Below are 20,656 nucleotides of genomic sequence, written 5' to 3'. Positions count from 1 at the left end.
TGTGTTCATATTATGTACGATTCGATCCGAACATCTGGCCAAAGGAAGACATCTTTACTTCGCCATTGCCTTTCTCGCCCCACACTATCATCATGGGACATATCGTCAGCAAGGAGGGCGTCCGCTGCGGATCCGAAGACCGGAAAAGCCGGCCACAGCCACGGCTTCTTCGAAACTCCGTCCGGCATCACGCCGCCGTCGCTCAAAACTGCATCGGAAATCCAGGGAGAATCTGCCGATCATGTCGCTCCTGTCTCGTCACAAGTCGCTTGCCCTGCCTCCTCTTATGGCGGGCCTTCTGGCACTCGGTGCCTGCGTAGCCCCCGGTCAGCCGTCCCCGCCGCCATTGCCGGCCGTGGCAAAGGCCGCCCCCCTTACGACCGCCGACGCCGATTTTGTGCAAAAACTCAACGAAATGGACATCACGCAGATCGCGCTGGCCAACATTGCCGAAACCCATGCGGCCCGCAGCGATGTCGCAACCCTTGGCACGACCATTGTAAAGGACATGAAAGGAAACCAGGACAAGCTGGCGAAGGTCGTGACGGCACACGCCATCACCCTGACGACCAAGCCGTCCAGCGAAGACCAGAAGGTGATCGACCGGATGCAACGCCTTCATGGCGCAGCGTTCGACCGGAGCCACATCCGGTATCTTTCACATGACCAGGCCAAAATGAAACCTGTCTTTGAAAACGAGATTGCCGGCTCGAAGAATGCAGACCTCGTCAAACTCGCCAGCGACACCCGAACCATGCTCGCCACTTACGAAGCACAGCTTCAATAAGGACCCATTGCGGGATCGGACGCTGGCACGACCCGCTGTGGCTGCGGCCCCGAGCCATGCCGGCGTCCCGGCGGTGTGGTCGGCCCGCCCACCCGCCTCTGTGCATGTAATTATTAAAAAATTTAAGGGATGCGGGGGGAACTTTCTTTTAAAAAGCTGGCCTTCAAAAAAGGGCGCGGTCACGTGTGGTTCTCAAAAAAAAGCGACCGTAAAAATTCAGACGACAGAACAGTTCGTCAATTCTTGCCGAGTCAATATTTGAGTATACCCTTACCGCGTGCTTTTATTTGAAAAATGGAAAAATTTCCGACTGCAACAAAGCCATGCTTGATCTGGTCGGAGGAAGCAGAGATCAGGTTATCGGGTTAAGTGTCGAAAAATTCTCACCCGAATTTCAGCCCGATGGTAGAAAATCGGGTCAAGCCTCGCAAAATATTATCAGTGACCTGTTGAAAACGCGCCGTCCCGTTCAATTCGATTGGATGCATGTCCGCCTGGACGGCACCATTCTTCCGGTTTTCGCAACGATATTCCTGGTTCATATCGAAGGCGCAGATCAGATCACCGTCGTGTGGGAAGATCGTCGGAAACATTTCCCAACCAGGAAAAGCAGAAAGAATCGGACAGCGACGTCGAATTCGTAAGAAGTTCCTTCAGCAAGGCATTGGAAGCAATAAAACGCGGAGATCTGGAGGTCAGTCTGGATAAACCGTTTGCCGCCGATTACGAATCCATAAGGAAAGACTTTAATGCCGGCCTGTATGGCATTAAAGAGCTTATTTCTCAGTCGCACGAGGAAATTAATAAAGGCGTAAAGTTCGTCAACGATACAGGAAGCTGCATCAAGGAAACAACAAAATACATCGGTGAACTTGGCGATCTTATCGAAGAAGTTTCGATCTCATCTCAAGAGCAGTCCAGAGGATTGAACGAAATAAATTCGGCCATGAATGAGATGGATGTCATAACCCAGAAAAACGCGGCCATGGTTGAAGAAACGACTGCCGCGGTTCATAATCTGGAGCGAGAAGCCACGTCTCTGCGCCAAATTGTCAATCATTTTAAAATCGATCACGACTATCCCGCCCTTACGGCGTAGCGGCATTGTGGTCCTGCGGCCCGGGGAAGATGCTCTACCGTTGACAGGGAGGGGCGCGGAATAGCCGCTTCCGCCCAACAAATCCTCGACACCGCACCGGATTATTGCGGCGTCCGCGCCTGATAATGCGCCAGCGCATGCGCCAGCCCGTCGGACGAGATCACCGCGTTCAACCCGGCGGCGGCGCCGGCCGCCGCCGGGGCGGCACGCTCGGCCATCAGGGCCTCGTACCGCGTCACGGCCGCCCACCCCTCGCCGGAACACAGCGCATCCGCAAGGTCCGCCGCATCCGCCAGCGCCAGGTTCACGCCCTTTCCACCGAACGGGGCCATCACATGCGCGGCGTCGCCCAGCAGCGTGACGCCGGCACGGCTTTCCCAGCGATACCCGACCGGCAGCGCGTACAGCGGCCGGACGGCGGAAAACGTGCCGGCGTCGATCAGATGCCGCAACTGCGGCGCCCAACCCGAAAAGGCCGCCAGCGTGGCGGCGCGCACGGCATCGGCCGAGGCGGACATCAGCCCGCGCGCGTCCCCTTCCGCCATCCGGCGCAGCGCATACAGCCGGATATGGCCGTCCCCGTTCCGCTGCCCGATCAGCGCGCGGTTCTCGCCCACCGCCATCATCTTGCCGCGCCCGACCAGCGCGCCGACCGACGGATGCGCGCTTTCCTCGACGCTGTAATCGACCAGGGCCACGCCTTCGTAGACCGGCCGCTGGGCCGACAGCAGCCGGCGCGCGCGCGACCAGGCGCCGTCGGCGCCGACCACGATGTCGAATGTCTCGACGCCTCCCGGATGGGTGACGTCATAGCCCCCGCCCTGTGACGGCGCGACCGTCTCGATGCCCTGTCCCCACCGCACCGTCCCCGGCGCCACGGACGCCAGTAGGATACGCCGCAGCGCAGTACGATCGATTTCCGGCCGGTCGTCGCCCGACCCGTCGCGCTCCAGCAGCAACGTCCCCTGCGGATCGTACAGCCGGTCGTCCTGGTCCTCGGGGCGCGCGGCGGCCAGGAACGCGGCGTCCAGCCCGGCCTTGCGCATCGCGCGCTGCCCGGTCCGGGCATGCAGGTCCAGCGACCCGCCCTGGGGCCGTTCGTCGGGATGCGCCTCGCGCTCGAAAATGCTGGCCGAAACCCCACGGCACTGCAGCAGACGTGCCAGCATCAATCCGCCGGGGCCGGCGCCGAGAATGGCAATGCGCGCGTTTGGTGTCATGGGTCGCTCCGTGATATACATAGGCCACTATGTATAAACATAGGATACTATGCAATGACGTCCGACGGCTGGAACCTGACAAGGACACCGGGCCATTACATCAGCCGCATCGCCCGCGCCCTGATGCGGATCGGCGACGTCCGGCTGCGCGAGGTCGGGTTCGCCAGCGGCCAGTTGCCCGTGCTGTCCGCCCTGTCGAACGGCGAGACCCTCTCCCAGAGCGAACTGGCCCGCCTGGCGAAGGTGGAACAGCCGACCATGGCCCAGCTTCTGGCCCGGATGGAGCGCGACGGGCTGATCCACCGCACGCCCGACCCGAAGGACCGCCGCAGCAGCCTGGTGTCCCTCAGCGACGCGGCCCGCAGCCGGATTCCGGCCGGACGCGCCATCCTGCGCCAGGCCAACCGCGACGCCACAAAGGGCATGACCGACGCCGAGGTGGCAACGCTGATCGACCTGCTGCAGCGCGTCCTGGCAAACGTCAACGAGATGGATCGCTGATGGCCCCCCATCGTCTCATGTGCGCAAGGCCGTGCGCCAGAACCGCTTGAAGAACTCCATCGTGGCCAGCACGACGGCATTGGCAAGCACGCAATAGGCCAGGTCCTGCGGCGCCACCGTCCCCAGACGGAACAGTCCGCGCAGCGGGGGCAGCAGCAGGATCAGGGCCAGCAGGCCGATATCCACCCCCAGAATCAGCAGCAGCGTCCGGTTCGGCCGCAGGAACGCCCGCACCAGCGAGGTGCTGAACGACCGGTTGATCAGGATCAGCGTGATATCCCCCAGCACCAGCGTCACCAGCACCAGCGCCCGCGCCTCGCCCTCGGGCATGCCGCGCCCCACGCACAGGAACAGGATGGCCGCCGCGGCCAGCAGCACCGCGGCACCCTGAACCAGGCTCCATGCGATCAGCGCGGGGGAAAACAGGGCCGCACCCGGGTCGCGCGGCCGTCGCGTCATCAGGTCGCGCTCCTCGGGTTCGGCCTCGAACGCGATGGAGCAGATCGGATCGATGATGATTTCCAGAAAGGCGATATGCACCGGCATCAGGATCAACGGCAGCCCGGACAGCAGCGGCAGGATGGCCAGGCCCGCGATCGGGACGTGGATCGCCATCACGAAGCCCATCGCCTTGTGGATATTGTCGTAGATCCGCCGGCCCAGGCGGATGGTCTGGACGATGGACCCGAAATCGTCCCGCAGCAGGACGATGGCGCTGGCCTCGCGCGCCACGTCGCTGCCGCGTCCACCCATCGCGATGCCGATGTCCGCGGCCTTCAGCGCCGGGGCGTCATTCACGCCGTCGCCCGTCATGGCCACCACGTCGCCCCTGCGGCGCAGGGCGCGCACGATGCGCAGCTTCTGGTCCGGCCGGATGCGGGCGAAGACATTGACGCGGCCCACCTGCGCCACCAGGGCGTCGTCGGTCATCCGCGCCAGATCGTCGCCGCTGAGGATCGCGCCCGTCTCGATCCCGGCCTCGTCGGCGATCGCCCGCGCGGTCGCCGGGTAATCGCCGGTGATCATGACCACCCGGATCCCCGCCGACCGGCATTCCCCCACCGCACGCGGCACCGTGGCGCGCAGGGGGTCGGACAGCCCCACCAGCCCCAGAAACTCCAGTGCCAGTTCCCGCTGCGACGCGGGCAGCGGTTCGGCCGGGCGGACGGCCTGCGCAATGCCCAGAACCCGCATGCCGCGCGCCGCCATGTCGTCGGTGGCCTGCCGCAGCGCCGCGCGCCGAACGGGGTCCAGGCGGCACAGGTCCGCCACGGCCTCGGGCGCGCCCTTCGTCGCGACCAGCAGGCTGCCATCGGCCTGGCGCCAGACGTTGGACATGGCCAGCACGTCCGACCCGAACGGGTAATCCCGCACCAGATCGCCGCCGTCCATCGCCGCGTCCGCCGCCAGATGCTGCCCGGCCAGAACATGGAAGGCCTTTTCCATCGGGTCGAACGGGTCCGGCGGGCAGGCAAGCCGGCCGATGCGGATCATCCGGCCCGTCGGCGCGTCGCCGGGCGGGCCGGCATCGCCCCGCAGATCGACGACCGCCTCCCCCACCCGCAGTTCCACGATGGTCATCCGGTTCTCGGTCAAGGTGCCGGTCTTGTCCGTGCACAGCACGGTAGCCGAGCCCAGGCTTTCGATCGCCGACGCCCGGCGGGTCAGCACCCCCGCCTTCGTGATGCGCCACGCGCCCATGACCAGAAACACCGTCAGGACAAGCGGCAGTTCCTCGGGCAGCAGGGACATGCTGAGGGCCACGCCCCCCAGCAGCGCCTCCAGCCACGCGCCCCGCAACGCCCCGTCCAGCACCGTGAACAGCGCGCTGACGCCCAGGCCGATGATCGCCAGGCCCTTGGCCAGACGGTTGGTCTGCCGCGCCAGACGCGGGGCCTCGCGCTCGATGCCCTCCAGCGTCTTGCCGATCTTCCCGATTTCACTGCGCGCGCCGGTGGCGATCACCTCGGCGATGCTCTGCCCCCGCACGACCAGCGTGCCGGCGAAAACGAACGGAGACTCCTCGCCACCCGGTGCGACCGGCTCGATGGCGCCATCATTCGAAGCGCGCTTGCGCACGGGCACGGATTCCCCGGTCAGAAGCGACTCGTCCGTCTCGAAGACCTGCCCGGACAACAGGACCGCATCCGCCGGAATCCGGTCGCCTTCGGCCAGCACCACCACATCCCCGCGCACCACGTCCCGCCCCGCGATGCGCTGGCGCCGGCCGTCGCGGATGACCAGCGCCCGTGGGCTGGTCAGGTCGCGCAGGGCCTCCAGCACCCGTTCGCTGCGCGCTTCCTGGATGACGGTGATCAGGACCGAGGCCGAAGCCAGCCCGACGATCAGCAACGCCTCGCCGCGCTCGCCCAGCAGCAGGTAGATGCCGCCGGCGGCCAGCAGCATCAGGAACATCGGTTCCTTCAGGACCTCCCGCACGATGCGCCAGGCCGTGCGGTGCCCGGCGTGCGGCAGTTCGTTCGGCCCGTCCTGCTTCAGCCGCAGTGCGGCTTCCGACCCGGCGAGTCCCCGGCCCTCGGAGAACGCATCCATCTGCTTCCCTCCCGACGCCCGATGCGCCGCAGCAGATCTTCAACCCGCATCGGGGCGGAAAGTACCCGATCCCGGCCGGAACGCGTTCCCCCTGATCTCCTACGACTGACGCCGGTTGCCCGTCAGGCTGAGCAGCATGACAAACAGGTTGATGAAGTCGAGATACAGCGAAAGCGCGCCCATCAGCGCCGCCTTCGCCAGGTCTCCGGCCGCGCCGACGGTCAGGTAGACCTGCTTGATCCGCTGCGTGTCGAACGCCGTCAGGCCCGTGAACACCAGCACGCCCACCACCGAGATCACGAACTGCAGCATGCTCGATCCCAGGAACAGATTGACCAGGCTGGCCAGGATCAGCCCGATCAGCCCCATGATCATGAACGCGCCGACGGCGGTCAGGTCCCGCTTCGTGCGATAGCCATACAGGCTCATGGCCGCGAAGGTGCCGGCGGTGATGAAGAAGACCCGCGCGATGCTGGTGCCGGTATAGACCAGGAAAATCCCGGCCAGCGACAGCCCCATGATCGCCGCGAACCCCCAGAAGACCGCCTGCGCGGTGCCCAGGCTCATCTTGTCGATGCGAAAGCTGAGGAACAGCACCGCCGCCAGGGGCGACAGCATCACCAGCCACATCCACGGCGTGGAGACGATCTGCTGGTAGAAGCCCGTCGCGACGGCGAAATAGGCGACAAGGCCCGTCAGGACCAGCCCCGCCGACATGTAGTTGTAGACCGACAGCATATAGCGGCGCAGGCCCGCGTCGAACGGGACGGCAACCCCGGCGGGCCGGAACGACGGCCCCGGATAGGCATTGAAGGCCATGACACATCTCCCTTTCCGGGAGTTCCCTTTCCGGGAGTTCAGTGAGTGGAGGTCGGCGACAGGCCCATCCAGTTCGGATGACGCGCTTCGATCCAGCGCAGAAGCCGGCCGGTCAGGCGCCGCACGGGCGGCAGATCCTCCGCCAGAAGCAGCACCCCCAGCGGCAGCATCCACAACCCGAAAACCGGCAGCAGGAAAAACACGCTGCCCGCGATCAGCAGGATGCCCGCGGGAATGCGCACCCAGCGCGCCACCGGCTGGCGCAGCCAGCGCACGGCCGGCTGCAGTCCTGCGGGCAGGCGCCGGATCAGAAGTTCGACCCGCCTCTCGCGTTCGCTGTCGTAGTGCGAACCTTCGTCGAAACCGTGGACATCCATGAGTCCGGCTCCTCGCTTGCCAGGGCGGTTCGCGGGTCATGTGACCCGCCATCCCTTCCCCGGCAGAGACGACATGTGCATGCCGCAGGCGCCCTGCAAGACGGGGGGCGCGCGTTGCCAACCGCATCCGGCCCCCATATCGTCGGCGATATGAAAACCATCCTGCCGCGCGGAAGCCGCCGCCTCCTCCTCGCCTTCACCGCCCTGCTGGCCACGACGGCGGCGCATGCCGCCCCGGCCCTGGACGCGCTGGAAAAATCCCATTTCGAAGCCGAATGGGCGGCCAGCCCGGTCGGGTCCACCCTGCTGGGCATTCACGCGACGGACGGTCGCCTGGACGACGTCTCGGCCCCGGCCATCGCCGCCCAGACGGCGCGCCTGCACCGCGAACGCGACGCGCTGGCCGCGCTGGATGTGTCCGCCCTGCCGCAGCGCCGGCAGGACGACCGCGATATCCTGGTCGCGGACATCGACCGGGAACTGATCGAAAACGAACGGGTCCAGTCCTTCCGGCACAACCCCGACCTGTATGTCGGCCTGGCCACAAACGCGCTGTACGGCCTCATCGACCGCGATTTCGCGCCGCCTGCCGTCCGCATGAAGGACGTCATCGCGCGCGAGGCGCTGATCCCGGCGATGCTGGCCACCGGCGAACGGCAACTGGCGCAGGTGCCGGCCATCTTCCTCGAAATCTCGAAGGAAGATCTGGACGGGGCGATCGTCTTCGTGCGCGACAACGTCCCCGCCGCCTTCGCCGGGGTGAAGGACCGGGCACTTCAGGCCCAGCTCAAGGCGCGCACCGGAACCACGCTGGCCGCCCTCGCGAAATTCCGCACCGCGCTGGACGGCATCGCGCCCGGCGGCACGTTCGTGCTCGGCGCCGACACCATCCGCGCCATGCTCGCGACCGATCTGGTGGACGCCCCCCTCGACACCATCGTCGCGGCCGGCCGCGCGCAGCTCAAGCGCGATCAGGCCGCGTTCCACACCGCCGAACGCGCGATCGACCCCGCCCACCCCGACCAGGCGCTGTCCGAAATCCGCAAGAACCATGCCGCCGCCGACGCGCTGAACCGGCTGGTGCGCGACCAGTTGACCGACGCCCAGGGCTTCGTGCGGTCGCGCCATCTGGTGACCCTGCCCAACGAGACGCTGCCTGTGGTGACCGACACCCCGGGTTTCGAGCGGTCGCTGATCACGGCGGCGACCGACTGGCCCGGCCCGTTCGAGACGAAGGCCACCACCTCCTATTATTACGTCACGCCCATCGACCCGAAGCTGAGCCCCGCCAGGGCCGAGGAATCGCTGGAAGACGACAACACGCCCTCCATGCTCAACATCACAGTGCATGAAGCCATGCCCGGCCATTTCGTGCAGGGCCTGTACCTGCGCACCAACCCCGCATGGTCCCTGACGCGCAAAAGCGGCCAGTCCTACGCCACCACCGAGGGATGGGCGCATTACACCGAACAGATGATGGTCGAACAGGGCTACCACCGGCAGGACGCCAGCCTGCACCTGGCCCAGTTGCAGGACGCCCTGCTGCGCGACTGCCGTTTCCTGGCCGCCTTCGGCATGCACACGCAGGGCATGACGCTTGCGGACGCCACGCGGATGATGCAGCGCGAATGCTACCAGTCCTCGGTCATGGCCTACAAGGAAGCCCGCCGCGGCACGGCCGACCCGGGGTACTATTCCTACCTGCTGGGCAAGCTGATGATCCTGCATCTGCGCGACGACATGACCAAGGCGCAGGGCAAGGCGTTCTCGCTTGAAAAATTCCACGACAGCCTGCTGGGCGCGGGCCTTGTGCCCATGAAGATCATCCGCCGCGAAATGACGGGGCAGGACGCGCCCATGCTGTAAGCCATCGGCCGAGTGCCGCGCCGCGGCACGCCCGGCGTGTGTTTCCGGGTATCGGAGCGGAGCGGCCCTTACGGCCGTGAGCACCGAAGCCCAGGACACACACGCCGGATCGCCAACAGGCGAATTTTAAACCAGCCTCTTATATTTCGGGCAAGCCGGGGTCAGGCCGCATAGACCCGCGCCTCCCAGGGTTCCAGCCATGTCACCCCCTTCGCCACGCCGTGGTGCTTCATATTGGAAATCACAAGCGACGCCGTGGCCAGAAGGGGCGATTCATACGTAAAGCCCCGATCCGACATATTGATCAGAACGAGCACCTTACTCTTGTCGAGCTGCCTGGAGTAGAAAAAGACGGCGGAGTGATTCGGGTCCAGATCCTGGTAGGCGCCATGGACCAATGCCGGATATTTGCGCCGCACCGCAATGAGATCCCGGAAATGATGGTACACCGAATCGGGCTTCTGCAGGCAATCCTGCGCGTTGATTTCGGTGTAGTTGGGATTCACGCGGTACCAGGGCTTATGCGCCGTGGTAAATCCGGCATTCCTCGTCGTATCCCACTGCATGGGGCTGCGGGCATTGTCGCGCCCCAGCCCTTTCAGGCTTTCGAAAAACGCTTCCGGGTCCACGCCCTGGCGCTTCACCTTGGCATCCCACTCGATAGGGACCTGAACGTCCTCGAAATCGTCAAGGCCGTCGAACGGAAGGTTCGTCATTCCCAGTTCTTCACCCTGATAGATGAAGGGCGTTCCGCACTGGGTCAGAAGCATGGTCGCGATCGCCTTGGCCGAGGCCTCGCGGAAGGGCGGCGTATCATTTCCAAAGCGCGAAACGGCACGTGGCTGGTCATGATTGTCGAGGAAGACGGTATTCCACGAGTCCGGCGAGCTCGGCCGCCCTGCGGCAGCGTAGATTTCCTTGAGCTTGGACAACGGCCAGGCGACCTTGCGCCAGCCCTGCCTGTCGACATGGACGATGTCGAAGGCGAAAACCATGTCGAGTTCCCGGCGCGCGCTATCCGTGAAAAGCGGAATGTCCTGCGCACGCATGCCGTACGCTTCGCCCACGGTCATGACATCGTAATGTGACAGGACGCGGTCGTTCATTTCGCGCAGATAGTCATGCAGATGCGGGCCCGCCGCATAGACGTATTCCGGCGCCTTCAGCTCTTCCGGGCTCATGTCCCGGAAGGACGGCATTTTGGAGATCATGGTGATGGCGTCCATCCGGAATCCGGAAACGCCCTTGTCCAGCCAGAATTTCATGATGGAGAACACCTCCTCACGAACGGCGGGATTGTCCCAGTTCAGGTCGGGCTGATACCGGGAAAAGAGATGCAGATAGCTGCTGCCGGCCGACTGCTCGAACGTCCAGGCGCTGCCGCCCCAGGCCGAGGGCCAGTTATTGGGCGGATGGCCATGCGCCGAGTCACGCCAGATGTAATAATCCCGATAGGGGCTGTCCTTGGACGCGCGGCTTTTCTGAAACCAGGGGTGCTGGTCGCTCGTATGATTGACGACAAGGTCGAGGATGATGCGAATGCCCAGCGCGGACGCCCTGGCCATCAGCCTGTCGAAATCGCTCATCGTCCCGAACTCGGGCATAATCGCCTTGTAGTCGCTGATATCGTAGCCGTTATCGCGATTGGGCGACTGAAAGATCGGCGCAAGCCAGATGGTGTCGGCCCCGAGGTCGCGGATATAGGGCAATTTGTCGATAATTCCGGGAATATCTCCGATTCCGTCGCCGTTCTGGTCCTTGAACGAGCGCGGATAGATCTCGTAAATGACGGCTTCCTTCCACCAGGCGCGCGCCCCGTCCGGTCGGACATCGGACGCCGCGCCCGATCGGCCGATCATGATCATGCCGGCGCCAGCTGCTGCACCGCCCAGCAGACTTCTTCGCTTCAGCATCTGTATCTCTCTCGATTTTCAAAGGACATTGGAAAAATTTTCTTTGCCGGTCCGACACCGGAAAAAGGCCGGGCGCCCACGACGGGGGCCGGCGCGAGGGTCTATCGCGGAGGTCATGACTCATCTCCCGCAGCGCCGGCGACACCCTTGGCAACTTCGTGTGCGACGAAGGCAACCTATCGATATCAAAACAATTTGATAAGTGCAGCTCTGTGTCAATTCCAACGTCGCGCTGTGACGATATAGGAATAAGTTATGGATCCTGGCCCGTGCGGCGCGCTGGCTGCGAGGAAGCAGATCGCCGGCGAAAAGGCCTGACGTCCAGCCGGTAGCCCGCGACAGCGCCTGAGGCGGAACCAGGCGCCGAAGGAAGGAAAGAAGGAAGGAAGGAAGGACGGGTGGGGTTCAGGGCCGCGCCCCGAGGGCGGCCGCTATACCGTGGCGGGCGTCGGCGCGTTCGCCGCGATCAGTTTTTCCTGTTTCAGGGCAGCCCAGAATTCCGGCGGAATCGCCACCTCCATCGACCGGGCGTTGGCCTGCATCTGGGCGGCGTTGCGCGCGCCGGGGACGATGGCGGCGACCGTGGGGTGTGCTGCGGCGAATTGCAGGGCGGCCGTGCGCAGGTCGATGCCGTGGCGGGCCGCAATGGCGCTGATACGGGCGCGCTTGCGGGGCATGCCCTCGGGGATGGTGCCGCGATAATCGTAGCGGTCGCGCCCGGCCAGATAGCCCGCGTTCAACGGCGCCCCCACCACGGCCGAGATCCCGCGCCGGGCCAGCGCCGGCAGCGTATGGTCCAGCGCCTCGTCATGGCGCAGCAGCGAATATTGCGTGGCCAGCAGGAAAATGTCGGGGTCGCCGGCCTCGATCGCCTTCAGGGCCGGCTGGGGGGTGTTCACGCCGAACCCCCAGGCCTTGATGATCCCTTCCTCGCGCATGCGGGTCAGCGCCGGCATGGCGCCCTTGGCGGCGACGTCGAAATACTCCGTCCAGCGCGCGCCCATGTCGCCGTTGTCGGGCGAGATGTCGTGGATGTACACGATGTCCAGGCGCGAAATGCCCAGCCGTTGCAGGCTGTCCTCGATCGAGCGCCGCACGCCGTCCGCCGTATAGTCGTAGCGATAGGCGAAGGGCGACGGGTCGTTCCACAGTTTCACCGCCGGCGGATGCGTGGTCGCCGTCAGCAGCCGGCCGACCTTGGTGGACAGCACGAATTCGTCGCGCGGGCGGGTGTGCAGGAAATGGCCGAAGCGGCGCTCGCTCAGGCCCAGCCCATACCAGGGCGAGGTGTCGAAATAGCGGACGCCGGCCGCCCACGCGGCCTCCAATGCCGCTTCGGCATCCGCGTCGGTGCACGCGGCGAAGCCGTTGCCGATAGGCACCCCGCCCAGGCCGATCCGCGTCGGCGGACGAAAGCGCTGGCCCGGCCGGGGCGCGTTGGCCGGCAGGGTCGTGCCCGTCACATGACCCAGCGTGGGCATGACGTCGCCCGCATGGCCCGCGTCCTGGGCATGGGCCTGCCGCGCCAGCAACGCGGCGGCGCCCATGGTGGAAAGGGCAAGCATATCCCGTCTTGTCGGCATGATCGGTTCCCTCGGCTGGTGGTCGGACAGATCGGCAGCGATCGCGCGGCACGCCGGTTCCCGCCGCGTGCAACGCGGCCCGTCTGCCGAAAGCGCCAGTCTGCCGCGCCGAAATGCCGGAATCCAGCCGCCGGACCGGATTGCCGGCCGCCGATTACCTCACGATACCGTGCATCAGGCCCGGCTGCGGGCCACGCGCAGGGTATAGGCCGATGCCGAAATCAGCGCCGTTCCCATCATCCCGCCCAGGGCCTTGACGGCGGCGTCGGGCAGGCCGGCATCCCGGCCGGGGATGGCAAGCTGGCCCAGTTCCAGCGCGATGCTCCCCACCACGACCCCCGCCGCGATCCAGCCCCGATGTCGCGGGTAGGCAACGGCAAAGACGGCGCCGAGAATGAAATAGGCGGCAAACCGTTCGCCCTGCGGGTGCCCGGTCTGCGGCCGGTCCCTCAACGGGCCGAGCGTCACGAACACGATAAACAGCGTCAACCCCACGGCGGCAATCTGGCACAATCGTCTCATTTGCGTCCCGCACCTCACTTTTAAGAGCCCGATGGTTCGGATCAGGTGTCAACGAACCAGATTAGCATGGTTTCCGGCGATCCGGGGGCGCTCCATCCCGCCCCAAAAATCAAAATAAGGAAACGATATATTTCATTTGTTTCTATTTATGCGTTTCCAGGCGGCGCCTACTGTCCGGTCAACGACGACGCGGTTCCCCGACGGGCACCCGTCCCACCTACCTCACGAAGGAGAGCCCCATGCCCACGATCACGACCCGCGACGGCACCGACCTCTATTACAAGGACTGGGGCACCGGCCAGCCCGTCCTGTTCAGCCACGGATGGCCGCTCAGCGCGGATATGTGGGACTATCAGATGCTGTTCCTGGCGCAGCACGGCTATCGTGCCATCGCGTTCGACCGGCGCGGCTTCGGCCGTTCCGCCCAGCCCTGGAACGGCTACGATTACGATACCTTCGCCGACGACATCAGCGAGTTGATCGAACGGCTGGACCTTGAAAACGTGGTGCTGGTCGGGTTTTCGATGGGCGGCGGCGACATCGTGCGCTACATCGCCCGCCACGGCAGCGGCCGCGTGGCCGGGCTGGCGCTGCTGGGCGCGGTGACGCCGCTGTTCGTCAAGACGCCGGACCACCCCGCCGGCCCCGACCGCGCGGTGTTCGACGGCATCCGCGCCGGGCTGCTGGCCGACCGCGCGCAGTTCCTGGCCGATTTCAGCCCCATCTTCTACGGCACCAACCACGGCACGGCGGTGTCGCAGGCGGTGTTCGACCAGACGCTGCAGATCGCCCTGACGGCCTCGATCAAGGGCACGATCGACTGCGTCACCGCCTTTTCCGAAACCGATTTCCGCCCCGACATGGCGAAAATCGACGTGCCCACCCTGGTGCTGCACGGCGACGACGACCAGGTGGTGCCGTTCGAAGCCACCGGCAAGCTGGCCGCCGAGATGATCCCGGGTGCGACGCTCAAGCTCTATCCCGGCGCGCCGCACGGCTTCCCCCTCACCCACAAGGATCAGGTCAACGCCGATCTGCTGGCCTTCCTGCGGGGGTGAGCAAGGGAGGAAGGCAAGGGCGTTGCCCTTGACCCACCAAAGGGCCAAGCCCTTTGGATACCCAGGATTTTTAAGACGAATGGGATGCAAGGGCCTCGGCCCTTGCCGGGTTCGGGCAGCGCCCGACCTTCCTTTGATACGCGCAGCGCCGCATCGACGCCGCGTTCCTCGCGCCGTTGGGCGTCGGCCGGCATTTTCGGGCCGGAATCAGGAACAGGGATAGGCCGCGAACGCATCCGTCGCCTCGGCCCGCACCGAAAATGCCGCAAGACGCGGGAAGGTTTGCGATTCCATGACCTGGGGCAGCATGTCCTGCGTAAAGCGACAGGCCACCGCGATCGTGATATCGGCCTGCACCGGATGGATGCCGAAAAGCCAGGGATCGGCAGGCCCGATTTCCTCCTCCAGCAGGCGACAGGCCTGCCGCAACTGCCCGGTCACGCGCTCCAGCCAGGGCTGATGCCGTTTCCCCGCCGGGCGAAGGCTGTGCTCATAGACGATCTGCACGGTCTTCTCGCAGGCCGCGAGCGCGAGGCCGGTCAGGCGTTGCACCCGTGCGAAATCCCCCATGCTTTCCGGCTGCAGCCGCCGCCCGCCCGGCGCGCGCCGTGCGGCGTATTCGAGGATCAGCCCGGAGTCCATCAGCACGACCCCATCATCCGTGACCAGGGTGGGCGCCTTGACGACCGGATTGATCGCCCGGAACGCGTCGAACCCGGCGAATACGGACAGAGGTTCGTGGGTGAAGGGGATCCCGAGCAGGTCGAGCGAGATCGCGACGCGCCGCACATAGGGTGAATCGAGCATGCCAACCAGTTTCATCGCATGAACCGCCTCTGTTGCCGGCCGGCATCGCGACCGGGCCCGTTCCCGACAGATTAGACAGGGCGCAGAGGGGCTTGCCATTGTCCGATCGGACACCTATCGCAAGGATCATGTCAAAGACGACCGCGCCCCTCGTCGCCCTTCTGGTCTACGACCGTCTGTGCCTGTTCGAGTTCGGCTGCGCCTTTGAAGTTTTCGGCCTGTCGCGCCCTGAAATGGGTGCGGGCTGGTATCGCTGCGCGATCGTCGCCGCCGAACCCGGCCCCCTGCACGGGCAGGGCGGCATGACCATCACCGCCGATGGCGATCTCTCCTTGCTCCAGACGGCCGATACGATCGTGATCCCCGGCTGGCGCGGCCCCGCCGAAGCCGCGCCCGCGCCCCTGCTGCACGCCTTGCGCGCGGCGAACCGGTCCGGCCGCCGCATCGTCTCGATCTGCGGGGGCGCGTTCGTGCTGGCGCAGGCCGGCCTCCTGGACGGGAAACGGGCGACGACCCATTGGCACCATGCCGCCGCTCTCGCGGCCGCCTATCCGGCGATCAGCGTCGATGCGGGCGCGTTGTATGTCGAAAGCGACAACATCCTGACATCGGCCGGCAGCGCCGCAGGTCTCGATTTATGCATCCATGTCGTCCGCAAGGATTTCGGCACCAAAGCCGCAAATCTGGTGGCGCGGCGGCTGGTGGTGGCGGCGCACCGCGGCGGCGGCCAGTCGCAGTTCATCGAACGCGCGGTGCCTCCGCCCGCGGGCGACCGGCTCTCCCGCCTGCTCGACGCCCTGCGCGGCCGCCTGGCCGAGCGATGGACGATGGAGCGCATGGCGGCCGTGATGCATGTCAGCGTCAGAAGCCTGCATCGCCACATCCGCGACGCGACCGGACTGGCGCCCGGTACGTGGCTGCTGCGCCAGCGCCTGAGGCTTGCGGAAGAACTGCTGGAAGAGACGACCCTGTCGATCGAGGCGATCGCGCTCCGGGCGGGCTTCGGCACGGCCGCCAATCTGCGGCAGCATTTCCGTGCGGTCACCGGGGTGACGCCAACGGCCTATCGGCTTCAGTTCGCCACCCGCCGCGAGGATACGATCCGCGAATAGCGGCCGTCCGCTATCAACCATCCCGGACAGGGAAAGGACTTTGGCAAGAACGACATCCTTTCGCATGACGGCGGTGATGAACGGCGTGTCCGCCTGGACCACCAAGCCGCCCTGCCCCGCCGGTCTCCCGGGGGGCGACAAACCCTCGGAGAATCCGATATTCGCATGCCTCAGAGATAAGAGAAAACACGCCAAGATCGCCATCACTGCGATCATGCGAAAGCTCATCGTGCTCACCAACGCCCTCCTCCGGGACGATCGCCTCTGGACATCAAAATCCGCTTGATCACAACGGATATTCTTAGGTATTCGTCGTCAAGCTCCGCTCGAAGTCGGACTGCCCAAATTTCAGGAAGCTTTTGGCGCCCCCCACCTGCGACAAGTCTGAAAGCATCTGACGCGCCAGAACGACCACGAACGAGCAGGCTGCTTGGAACCGGCTCAAATTATCATTTTGGCACGCAAGAACGTCCTCGGTTTTCTTGGTGTCGCACAAAATATCTGTAACATGGCGAGCAAAATCAACAGTCTTTTTACGTCCGGTATACGGAAACCAAAGCCCCTCTGTCTGGCGATATTGGATATCGTTTCGCATCGCTGACGGCCAAGCCGTATTTGCTCCATGGTTTGTTAATAGATTAACAGCCGAATTCAGGGCTCCACTTATGGCGCCCTTATCAGACGATGTGTAAGGTGCAGCGATAACACGACTTTGCAAGTCACTCAATTCGGTTTGAAAAATACGCCAAATAGCTTCGTGTGTCCCGCCTCCACTATTCATAGGGGCAATAAAGAGCGAATCGGCATTAGAGCCGGCGGATAAGAGATATTGTCCAGTCTGAAGTTTAAAGGGAGGGGAGAGAGTATATAATTGGAAGACTTGTTTTACCCTTATTAGATCTGATGTTCGAAGATAGCTAGGGGAGCGGCCCCAAGCGCGTAATATGGCATGGGCATAAAAGAAGGCACTGTAATAAAGTTTTACATAAGGCCAGCCAAGTGATTTTGGTATTGTCGGAATATTAACAATATTATTAAGACTTTCGCTCCCGGCCAAAGCAACTCTATTCAGATCTCCAGCAAATGCCTGTAGTAGAATTTTAGGATCCACTCCTTGAAGTTCAATAATTCCGTCAGTGATTGTTGGTGCGAAGTTTTCCGTGGTTAGCCAGCCGTGCATGTTATAGCTAGGCTTTCCGTCTAGTCTGTCGATTCCAGGAACCCACATCAGTCGACATGCCTCAACAACGCTCGTCATATTAGAAGATCGACTTTGTTTTCATAGCGTCAGTAAAAACTTTTGCGTAAGAAGTTACACTGTTTCCAACATTTTTAACTGACGAGTGTTTCACGTTCTTCAACATAGAGGCGATAACTTCGGCAAAATTGTCCGTCGTATATACGACGCCATGCTTGTCACGTACTCGTTGCGCGATTTCTGGGAAAATAGACATTAACGCCCTAAACACTATCGGCGCAGTGATATTAATTTCCAATTTACTTTGTTTCGCCGTACTCAAAAAAGATGTCAGATAAGCAGAAAGTATTTGGTAAATATCTTGAATATCTGCATCACCAAAAAGAGATAAGATAGGTTTCGTCGCCGAATTGAACGTCACACGAGAGATATAATCTTTCCGCCGCCTAGAAGCTGACATCGACCCAAGTAGTGGACTAGTGGGTTCAGAAGCAAATAGGTCAAAGATATCTCCAAGACGACTTTCAACATCGTTCCGGTAGTCGGCAATTTTCCTTATATCTAGGAGGAGTTCATTTGGAACGGCTCGTTGTTTCGTATTTATATCTATAAAAAGCCGAGACTCATCCCTTCGAGCCAGATCATTGTAAATAACTACGGGAACACGTAATTCTGACTTGGCTAAATGAAATCCATATATTCTATGCTGACCGTCCAGGATGAGGAATGCTTTCGGATTATATCGGAAGCGGACTGTCCGCTTGGCACTGCTATACGTGAACTCAGCAATGTCCTGAGCTGACAAAACTATCGATGTCGGGATCGTACCAAATCCAGCATCGATGTAATCCGCAATTTCTTGCGCTCGGTCTTTGTTTAGAAGGCGCTGAAAACCTTCTACTGGATCTTCGTCGCGATCAATTACGAAGCAGGTTCGAGCGAGCACGTCTGACGGGATTGTAAGCGTATAGAAGCGGTGTTTGCCCTGAGTTATCAAGCTCGCAGTATAGCTAAGATACTGATCCTCATCGTCCGTTGCCATCAAAATCCCATTCAATTTGGCTAAGGTGTTCCGTTTCGTTGAATCAAGTGTCTTTAACCTATTTTATCCGCGATTTGCAACATTGCTGCTGGCGACGACCATGGGTAATGACACAAGTTCACCAGCCTCCACTCAATTTGGCATTTCCTTGGAGGATTATTTGCATACCATTTCCGCTATGACGCAGCGATGTTGCAGTCTGATTCATGTAGGCTCATTACATTATTTACAGTATCATTATAGCTAATATGAAAATACAAAAAATTATCAATTAAGCGTTGATGAAATATCAGTGGATATTTAATTTCGTCTTCTATTCATGCTTTGTTGGCGAATCCGATATTCCACCCCCCGGCCGTGGCATATGGCAGTCCGCTGCCAGTCCTTCATACGGCCGAACATGCGTTCGATGACACTGCGCCGACGGTGGGCGCGGCGGTTCGGCGGGCAGGGTCTGCGACGGGCGCGGGTGGAGGAAAAACCACCGCGCGCCCCTCCTCTCCGCGTTGACGCGATGCAGCATCGCCCGTAAAACTCCGCGTTCCGAACCAGCGAAGCCCGAACAGGCGCAGCCTTACTGAGCGCCGGAGGCGCCGCTTGACCATGTCCATGACGTTCGCCGATCTCTCCCTGGCGCCGACCCTGCTGGGCGCACTGGCCGAGGAAGGGTACGCCACCCCTACCCCCATCCAGGCCCAATCGATCCCGATGCTGCTGGAAGGCCGCGACCTGCTGGGCATGGCCCAGACCGGCACAGGCAAGACCGCCGCTTTCGCACTGCCGCTGCTGCATCGCCTTGCCACGTCCCCCCGCCCGGCGCCCAAGGGCGGCGCCCGCGTCCTGGTCCTCGCGCCCACGCGCGAACTGGTCTCTCAGATCGCCGACGGCTTCAATAGCTTCGGTCGCCATCTGCAGCCCAGCGTGACAACGATTTTCGGCGGCGTCAGTCAGCTCCATCAGGTGAACGCGCTCAAAAATGGTGTGGACATCATCGTGGCCGCGCCGGGGCGGTTGCTGGACCTGATCAACCAGGGCCTGTGCGACCTGTCGCAGCTCGAGGCGCTGGTGCTGGATGAGGCCGACCAGATGCTCGACATGGGCTTCGCCAAGCCGATCGAGCGTATCGTCGCGACGCTCCCGAAGGACCGGCATACATTGCTGTTTTCGGCAACGATGCCGAAATCCATCACCGCGCTGGCCGAGAGCCTCCTGCGCGATCCGGCGAAGGTCGAAATCGCCCCGCCCTCGACCACCGTCGACCGGATCGAACAGTCGGTCATGTTCGTCGATGCGGCCGACAAGAAGGCGGCGCTCCTGGCGTTGCTGCAGACGCCGGGGATCGGCCAGGCCGTGGTCTTCACGCTGCAGAAGAACATTGCCAACGAAGTCTGTGCCTTCATCACCGAGGCGGGCATCACGGCCGAGGCCCTGCACGGCAACAAATCGCAGGGCCAGCGGGAGCGCGCGCTGGACGCCTTCCGCTCCGGAACCGCGCAGGTTCTGGTGGCGACGGATATCGCAGCGCGCGGCATCGACGTCGATACGGTGACGCATGTTTTCAACCATGACCTGCCGAGCCTGCCGGAAAGCTATGTCCATCGCATAGGCCGCACCGGCCGCGCCGGGCGCAACGGCTTCGCCATCACGCTCTGCGATGCCGAGCAGCGCGCCTGGCTGCGTGATGTCGAGCGCGAAATCGGTCGCGCCCTGATCGTTCAGGACGATCATCAGTGGCATTCGGAAGCGGCGCGGAACTCGACCATGCGCCCACCCGTGCTGGGCGGTGCGCCGGCCAAGGAAATCAAGCCGCAGAAGAAGCGCGAACGCAAAATCTGGACCGAGGAAGAGAAGCAGGCCGCACGGACAGCAGCCAGGACGGCTTGAGAGAAAGTCTGATTACGCTGGCGGACGGGTCACGAAGGGTCTTTGCCCTCCGCCGGTGTGCATAATGCCTGCCTGGAGGAGGCTGGATGCACGCGGCCGATGGCCGGAATGCGCGCGCACCGGACGGTCGATTCACACGTGTGAATATCCGATTGGCACAGTTTACGACTAAAAGCAGACCAGCCGCTCCCCCGGCCTGAACGACCTGTCAGCTTATCGCGATGAGCGGACAGGCGGCTTTCGCCTTCATCCCGGTCATGCAGAGCATCGTGACGCGATCCATGAAGCGGTCATCCGGAAAATGACCTGGACCTG

At 63.0% G+C, this 20,656-nt stretch carries 19 protein-coding genes; 9 read left to right on the top strand and 10 right to left on the bottom strand.

The window, feature by feature from the left end:
* Window positions 1-241: 241 nt before the first annotated feature.
* The 3 genes from HLH34_RS09690 to HLH34_RS09680 all read left to right on the top strand — a co-directional run bounded on the left by HLH34_RS09690 (window position 242) and on the right by HLH34_RS09680 (window position 1,886).
* On the top strand, window positions 242-787 hold the full coding sequence (locus tag HLH34_RS09690; protein ID WP_183119609.1) for a DUF4142 domain-containing protein: 546 nt from the start codon (window positions 242-244) through the stop codon (window positions 785-787).
* Window positions 788-1,026: 239 nt separating this feature from the next.
* On the top strand, window positions 1,027-1,431 hold the full coding sequence (locus tag HLH34_RS09685) for a PAS domain-containing protein (RefSeq protein WP_342354511.1): 405 nt from the start codon (window positions 1,027-1,029) through the stop codon (window positions 1,429-1,431).
* A gap of 20 nt (window positions 1,432-1,451) precedes the next feature.
* On the top strand, window positions 1,452-1,886 hold the full coding sequence (locus HLH34_RS09680; RefSeq protein ID WP_183119386.1) for a methyl-accepting chemotaxis protein: 435 nt from the start codon (window positions 1,452-1,454) through the stop codon (window positions 1,884-1,886).
* Between the two features lie 101 nt (window positions 1,887-1,987).
* Here the strand turns inward: HLH34_RS09680 and HLH34_RS09675 are convergent, their stop codons facing one another.
* Window positions 1,988-3,106: an FAD-dependent oxidoreductase gene (locus tag HLH34_RS09675; RefSeq protein ID WP_183119385.1), complete on the bottom strand. Its 1,119-nt coding sequence runs from the start codon at window positions 3,104-3,106 to the stop codon at window positions 1,988-1,990.
* A 54-nt stretch (window positions 3,107-3,160) separates the two neighbouring features.
* On the opposite strand from HLH34_RS09675, the gene HLH34_RS09670 reads away from it, so the two are divergent.
* Complete coding sequence (locus HLH34_RS09670) at window positions 3,161-3,607, top strand: MarR family winged helix-turn-helix transcriptional regulator (RefSeq protein ID WP_183119384.1); 447 nt, start codon at window positions 3,161-3,163, stop codon at window positions 3,605-3,607.
* Between the two features lie 15 nt (window positions 3,608-3,622).
* Here HLH34_RS09670 and HLH34_RS09665 read toward each other — a convergent pair whose 3' ends face one another.
* The 3 genes from HLH34_RS09665 to HLH34_RS09655 form a co-directional block, all read right to left on the bottom strand.
* Window positions 3,623-6,160: a cation-translocating P-type ATPase gene (locus HLH34_RS09665; protein ID WP_183119383.1), complete on the bottom strand. Its 2,538-nt coding sequence runs from the start codon at window positions 6,158-6,160 to the stop codon at window positions 3,623-3,625.
* Between the two features lie 99 nt (window positions 6,161-6,259).
* Complete coding sequence (locus tag HLH34_RS09660) at window positions 6,260-6,979, bottom strand: Bax inhibitor-1/YccA family protein (protein ID WP_183119382.1); 720 nt, start codon at window positions 6,977-6,979, stop codon at window positions 6,260-6,262.
* A gap of 38 nt (window positions 6,980-7,017) precedes the next feature.
* Window positions 7,018-7,356 (bottom strand): hypothetical protein, encoded by a 339-nt coding sequence (locus tag HLH34_RS09655; RefSeq protein ID WP_183119381.1) that lies wholly within the window; start codon window positions 7,354-7,356, stop codon window positions 7,018-7,020.
* A 114-nt stretch (window positions 7,357-7,470) separates the two neighbouring features.
* Here HLH34_RS09655 and HLH34_RS09650 point away from each other — a divergent pair, with 114 nt between their 5' ends.
* Window positions 7,471-9,222 (top strand): DUF885 domain-containing protein, encoded by a 1,752-nt coding sequence (locus HLH34_RS09650; protein ID WP_220792117.1) that lies wholly within the window; start codon window positions 7,471-7,473, stop codon window positions 9,220-9,222.
* Between the two features lie 161 nt (window positions 9,223-9,383).
* Here HLH34_RS09650 and HLH34_RS09645 read toward each other — a convergent pair whose 3' ends face one another.
* From HLH34_RS09645 to HLH34_RS09635, 3 genes are all read right to left on the bottom strand, one after another.
* Window positions 9,384-11,135: a glycoside hydrolase family 13 protein gene (locus tag HLH34_RS09645; RefSeq protein ID WP_220792116.1), complete on the bottom strand. Its 1,752-nt coding sequence runs from the start codon at window positions 11,133-11,135 to the stop codon at window positions 9,384-9,386.
* A gap of 431 nt (window positions 11,136-11,566) precedes the next feature.
* A complete protein-coding gene (locus HLH34_RS09640) occupies window positions 11,567-12,718 on the bottom strand; it encodes an aldo/keto reductase (protein ID WP_183119379.1) in 1,152 nt (383 codons plus the stop codon).
* 174 nt (window positions 12,719-12,892) lie between these two features.
* Window positions 12,893-13,240 carry a VanZ family protein gene (locus HLH34_RS09635; RefSeq protein WP_183119378.1) on the bottom strand — a complete coding sequence of 116 codons (348 nt, stop codon included), beginning with the start codon at window positions 13,238-13,240 and terminating at the stop codon, window positions 12,893-12,895.
* Window positions 13,241-13,479: 239 nt separating this feature from the next.
* Here HLH34_RS09635 and HLH34_RS09630 point away from each other — a divergent pair, with 239 nt between their 5' ends.
* Entirely contained in the window at window positions 13,480-14,298 is an 819-nt protein-coding gene (locus HLH34_RS09630) for an alpha/beta fold hydrolase (protein ID WP_183119377.1), read from the top strand.
* Window positions 14,299-14,505: 207 nt separating this feature from the next.
* Here HLH34_RS09630 and HLH34_RS09625 read toward each other — a convergent pair whose 3' ends face one another.
* Entirely contained in the window at window positions 14,506-15,120 is a 615-nt protein-coding gene (locus tag HLH34_RS09625; RefSeq protein WP_183119376.1) for a glutathione S-transferase family protein, read from the bottom strand.
* Between the two features lie 113 nt (window positions 15,121-15,233).
* Between HLH34_RS09625 and ftrA the strand changes: the two genes are divergently transcribed.
* Window positions 15,234-16,217, top strand: a complete 984-nt coding sequence (ftrA, locus tag HLH34_RS09620) for a transcriptional regulator FtrA (protein ID WP_183119375.1) — start codon at window positions 15,234-15,236, stop codon at window positions 16,215-16,217.
* 64 nt (window positions 16,218-16,281) lie between these two features.
* Entirely contained in the window at window positions 16,282-16,503 is a 222-nt protein-coding gene (locus HLH34_RS19170) for a hypothetical protein (protein ID WP_220792115.1), read from the top strand.
* A gap of 15 nt (window positions 16,504-16,518) precedes the next feature.
* Here HLH34_RS19170 and HLH34_RS09610 read toward each other — a convergent pair whose 3' ends face one another.
* A complete protein-coding gene (locus HLH34_RS09610) occupies window positions 16,519-17,397 on the bottom strand; it encodes a hypothetical protein (RefSeq protein ID WP_220792114.1) in 879 nt (292 codons plus the stop codon).
* Between the two features lie 79 nt (window positions 17,398-17,476).
* Complete coding sequence (locus HLH34_RS09605; protein WP_183119373.1) at window positions 17,477-18,457, bottom strand: DGQHR domain-containing protein; 981 nt, start codon at window positions 18,455-18,457, stop codon at window positions 17,477-17,479.
* A 603-nt stretch (window positions 18,458-19,060) separates the two neighbouring features.
* Between HLH34_RS09605 and HLH34_RS09600 the strand changes: the two genes are divergently transcribed.
* Complete coding sequence (locus HLH34_RS09600) at window positions 19,061-20,341, top strand: DEAD/DEAH box helicase (RefSeq protein WP_183119607.1); 1,281 nt, start codon at window positions 19,061-19,063, stop codon at window positions 20,339-20,341.
* Window positions 20,342-20,656: the final 315 nt, after the last annotated feature.

Origin of the sequence: Gluconacetobacter azotocaptans, from assembly GCF_014174355.1 — a bacterium.
Classification (GTDB): domain Bacteria; phylum Pseudomonadota; class Alphaproteobacteria; order Acetobacterales; family Acetobacteraceae; genus Gluconacetobacter; species Gluconacetobacter azotocaptans.
The sequence above is the reverse complement of the archived record's forward strand: the minus strand, read 5'-3'. Positions and strand labels throughout refer to the sequence as shown.

What these genes read in the sequence shown, in the direction of transcription:
- HLH34_RS09635 (WP_183119378.1), bottom strand. Translation starts at nt 13,240, where the DNA reads ATGAGACGATTGTGCCAGATTGCCGCCGTGGGGTTGACGCTGTTTATC.
- HLH34_RS09640 (WP_183119379.1), bottom strand. Translation starts at nt 12,718, where the DNA reads ATGCCGACAAGACGGGATATGCTTGCCCTTTCCACCATGGGCGCCGCC.
- HLH34_RS09655 (WP_183119381.1), bottom strand. Translation starts at nt 7,356, where the DNA reads ATGGATGTCCACGGTTTCGACGAAGGTTCGCACTACGACAGCGAACGC.
- HLH34_RS09600 (WP_183119607.1), top strand. Translation starts at nt 19,061, where the DNA reads ATGTCCATGACGTTCGCCGATCTCTCCCTGGCGCCGACCCTGCTGGGC.
- HLH34_RS09670 (WP_183119384.1), top strand. Translation starts at nt 3,161, where the DNA reads ATGACGTCCGACGGCTGGAACCTGACAAGGACACCGGGCCATTACATC.
- HLH34_RS09610 (WP_220792114.1), bottom strand. Translation starts at nt 17,397, where the DNA reads ATGCACGGCTGGCTAACCACGGAAAACTTCGCACCAACAATCACTGAC.
- HLH34_RS09665 (WP_183119383.1), bottom strand. Translation starts at nt 6,160, where the DNA reads ATGGATGCGTTCTCCGAGGGCCGGGGACTCGCCGGGTCGGAAGCCGCA.
- HLH34_RS09645 (WP_220792116.1), bottom strand. Translation starts at nt 11,135, where the DNA reads ATGCTGAAGCGAAGAAGTCTGCTGGGCGGTGCAGCAGCTGGCGCCGGC.
- HLH34_RS09675 (WP_183119385.1), bottom strand. Translation starts at nt 3,106, where the DNA reads ATGACACCAAACGCGCGCATTGCCATTCTCGGCGCCGGCCCCGGCGGA.
- HLH34_RS09660 (WP_183119382.1), bottom strand. Translation starts at nt 6,979, where the DNA reads ATGGCCTTCAATGCCTATCCGGGGCCGTCGTTCCGGCCCGCCGGGGTT.
- HLH34_RS19170 (WP_220792115.1), top strand. Translation starts at nt 16,282, where the DNA reads ATGACGGCGGTGATGAACGGCGTGTCCGCCTGGACCACCAAGCCGCCC.
- ftrA (WP_183119375.1), top strand. Translation starts at nt 15,234, where the DNA reads ATGTCAAAGACGACCGCGCCCCTCGTCGCCCTTCTGGTCTACGACCGT.
- HLH34_RS09605 (WP_183119373.1), bottom strand. Translation starts at nt 18,457, where the DNA reads ATGGCAACGGACGATGAGGATCAGTATCTTAGCTATACTGCGAGCTTG.
- HLH34_RS09625 (WP_183119376.1), bottom strand. Translation starts at nt 15,120, where the DNA reads ATGAAACTGGTTGGCATGCTCGATTCACCCTATGTGCGGCGCGTCGCG.
- HLH34_RS09690 (WP_183119609.1), top strand. Translation starts at nt 242, where the DNA reads ATGTCGCTCCTGTCTCGTCACAAGTCGCTTGCCCTGCCTCCTCTTATG.
- HLH34_RS09630 (WP_183119377.1), top strand. Translation starts at nt 13,480, where the DNA reads ATGCCCACGATCACGACCCGCGACGGCACCGACCTCTATTACAAGGAC.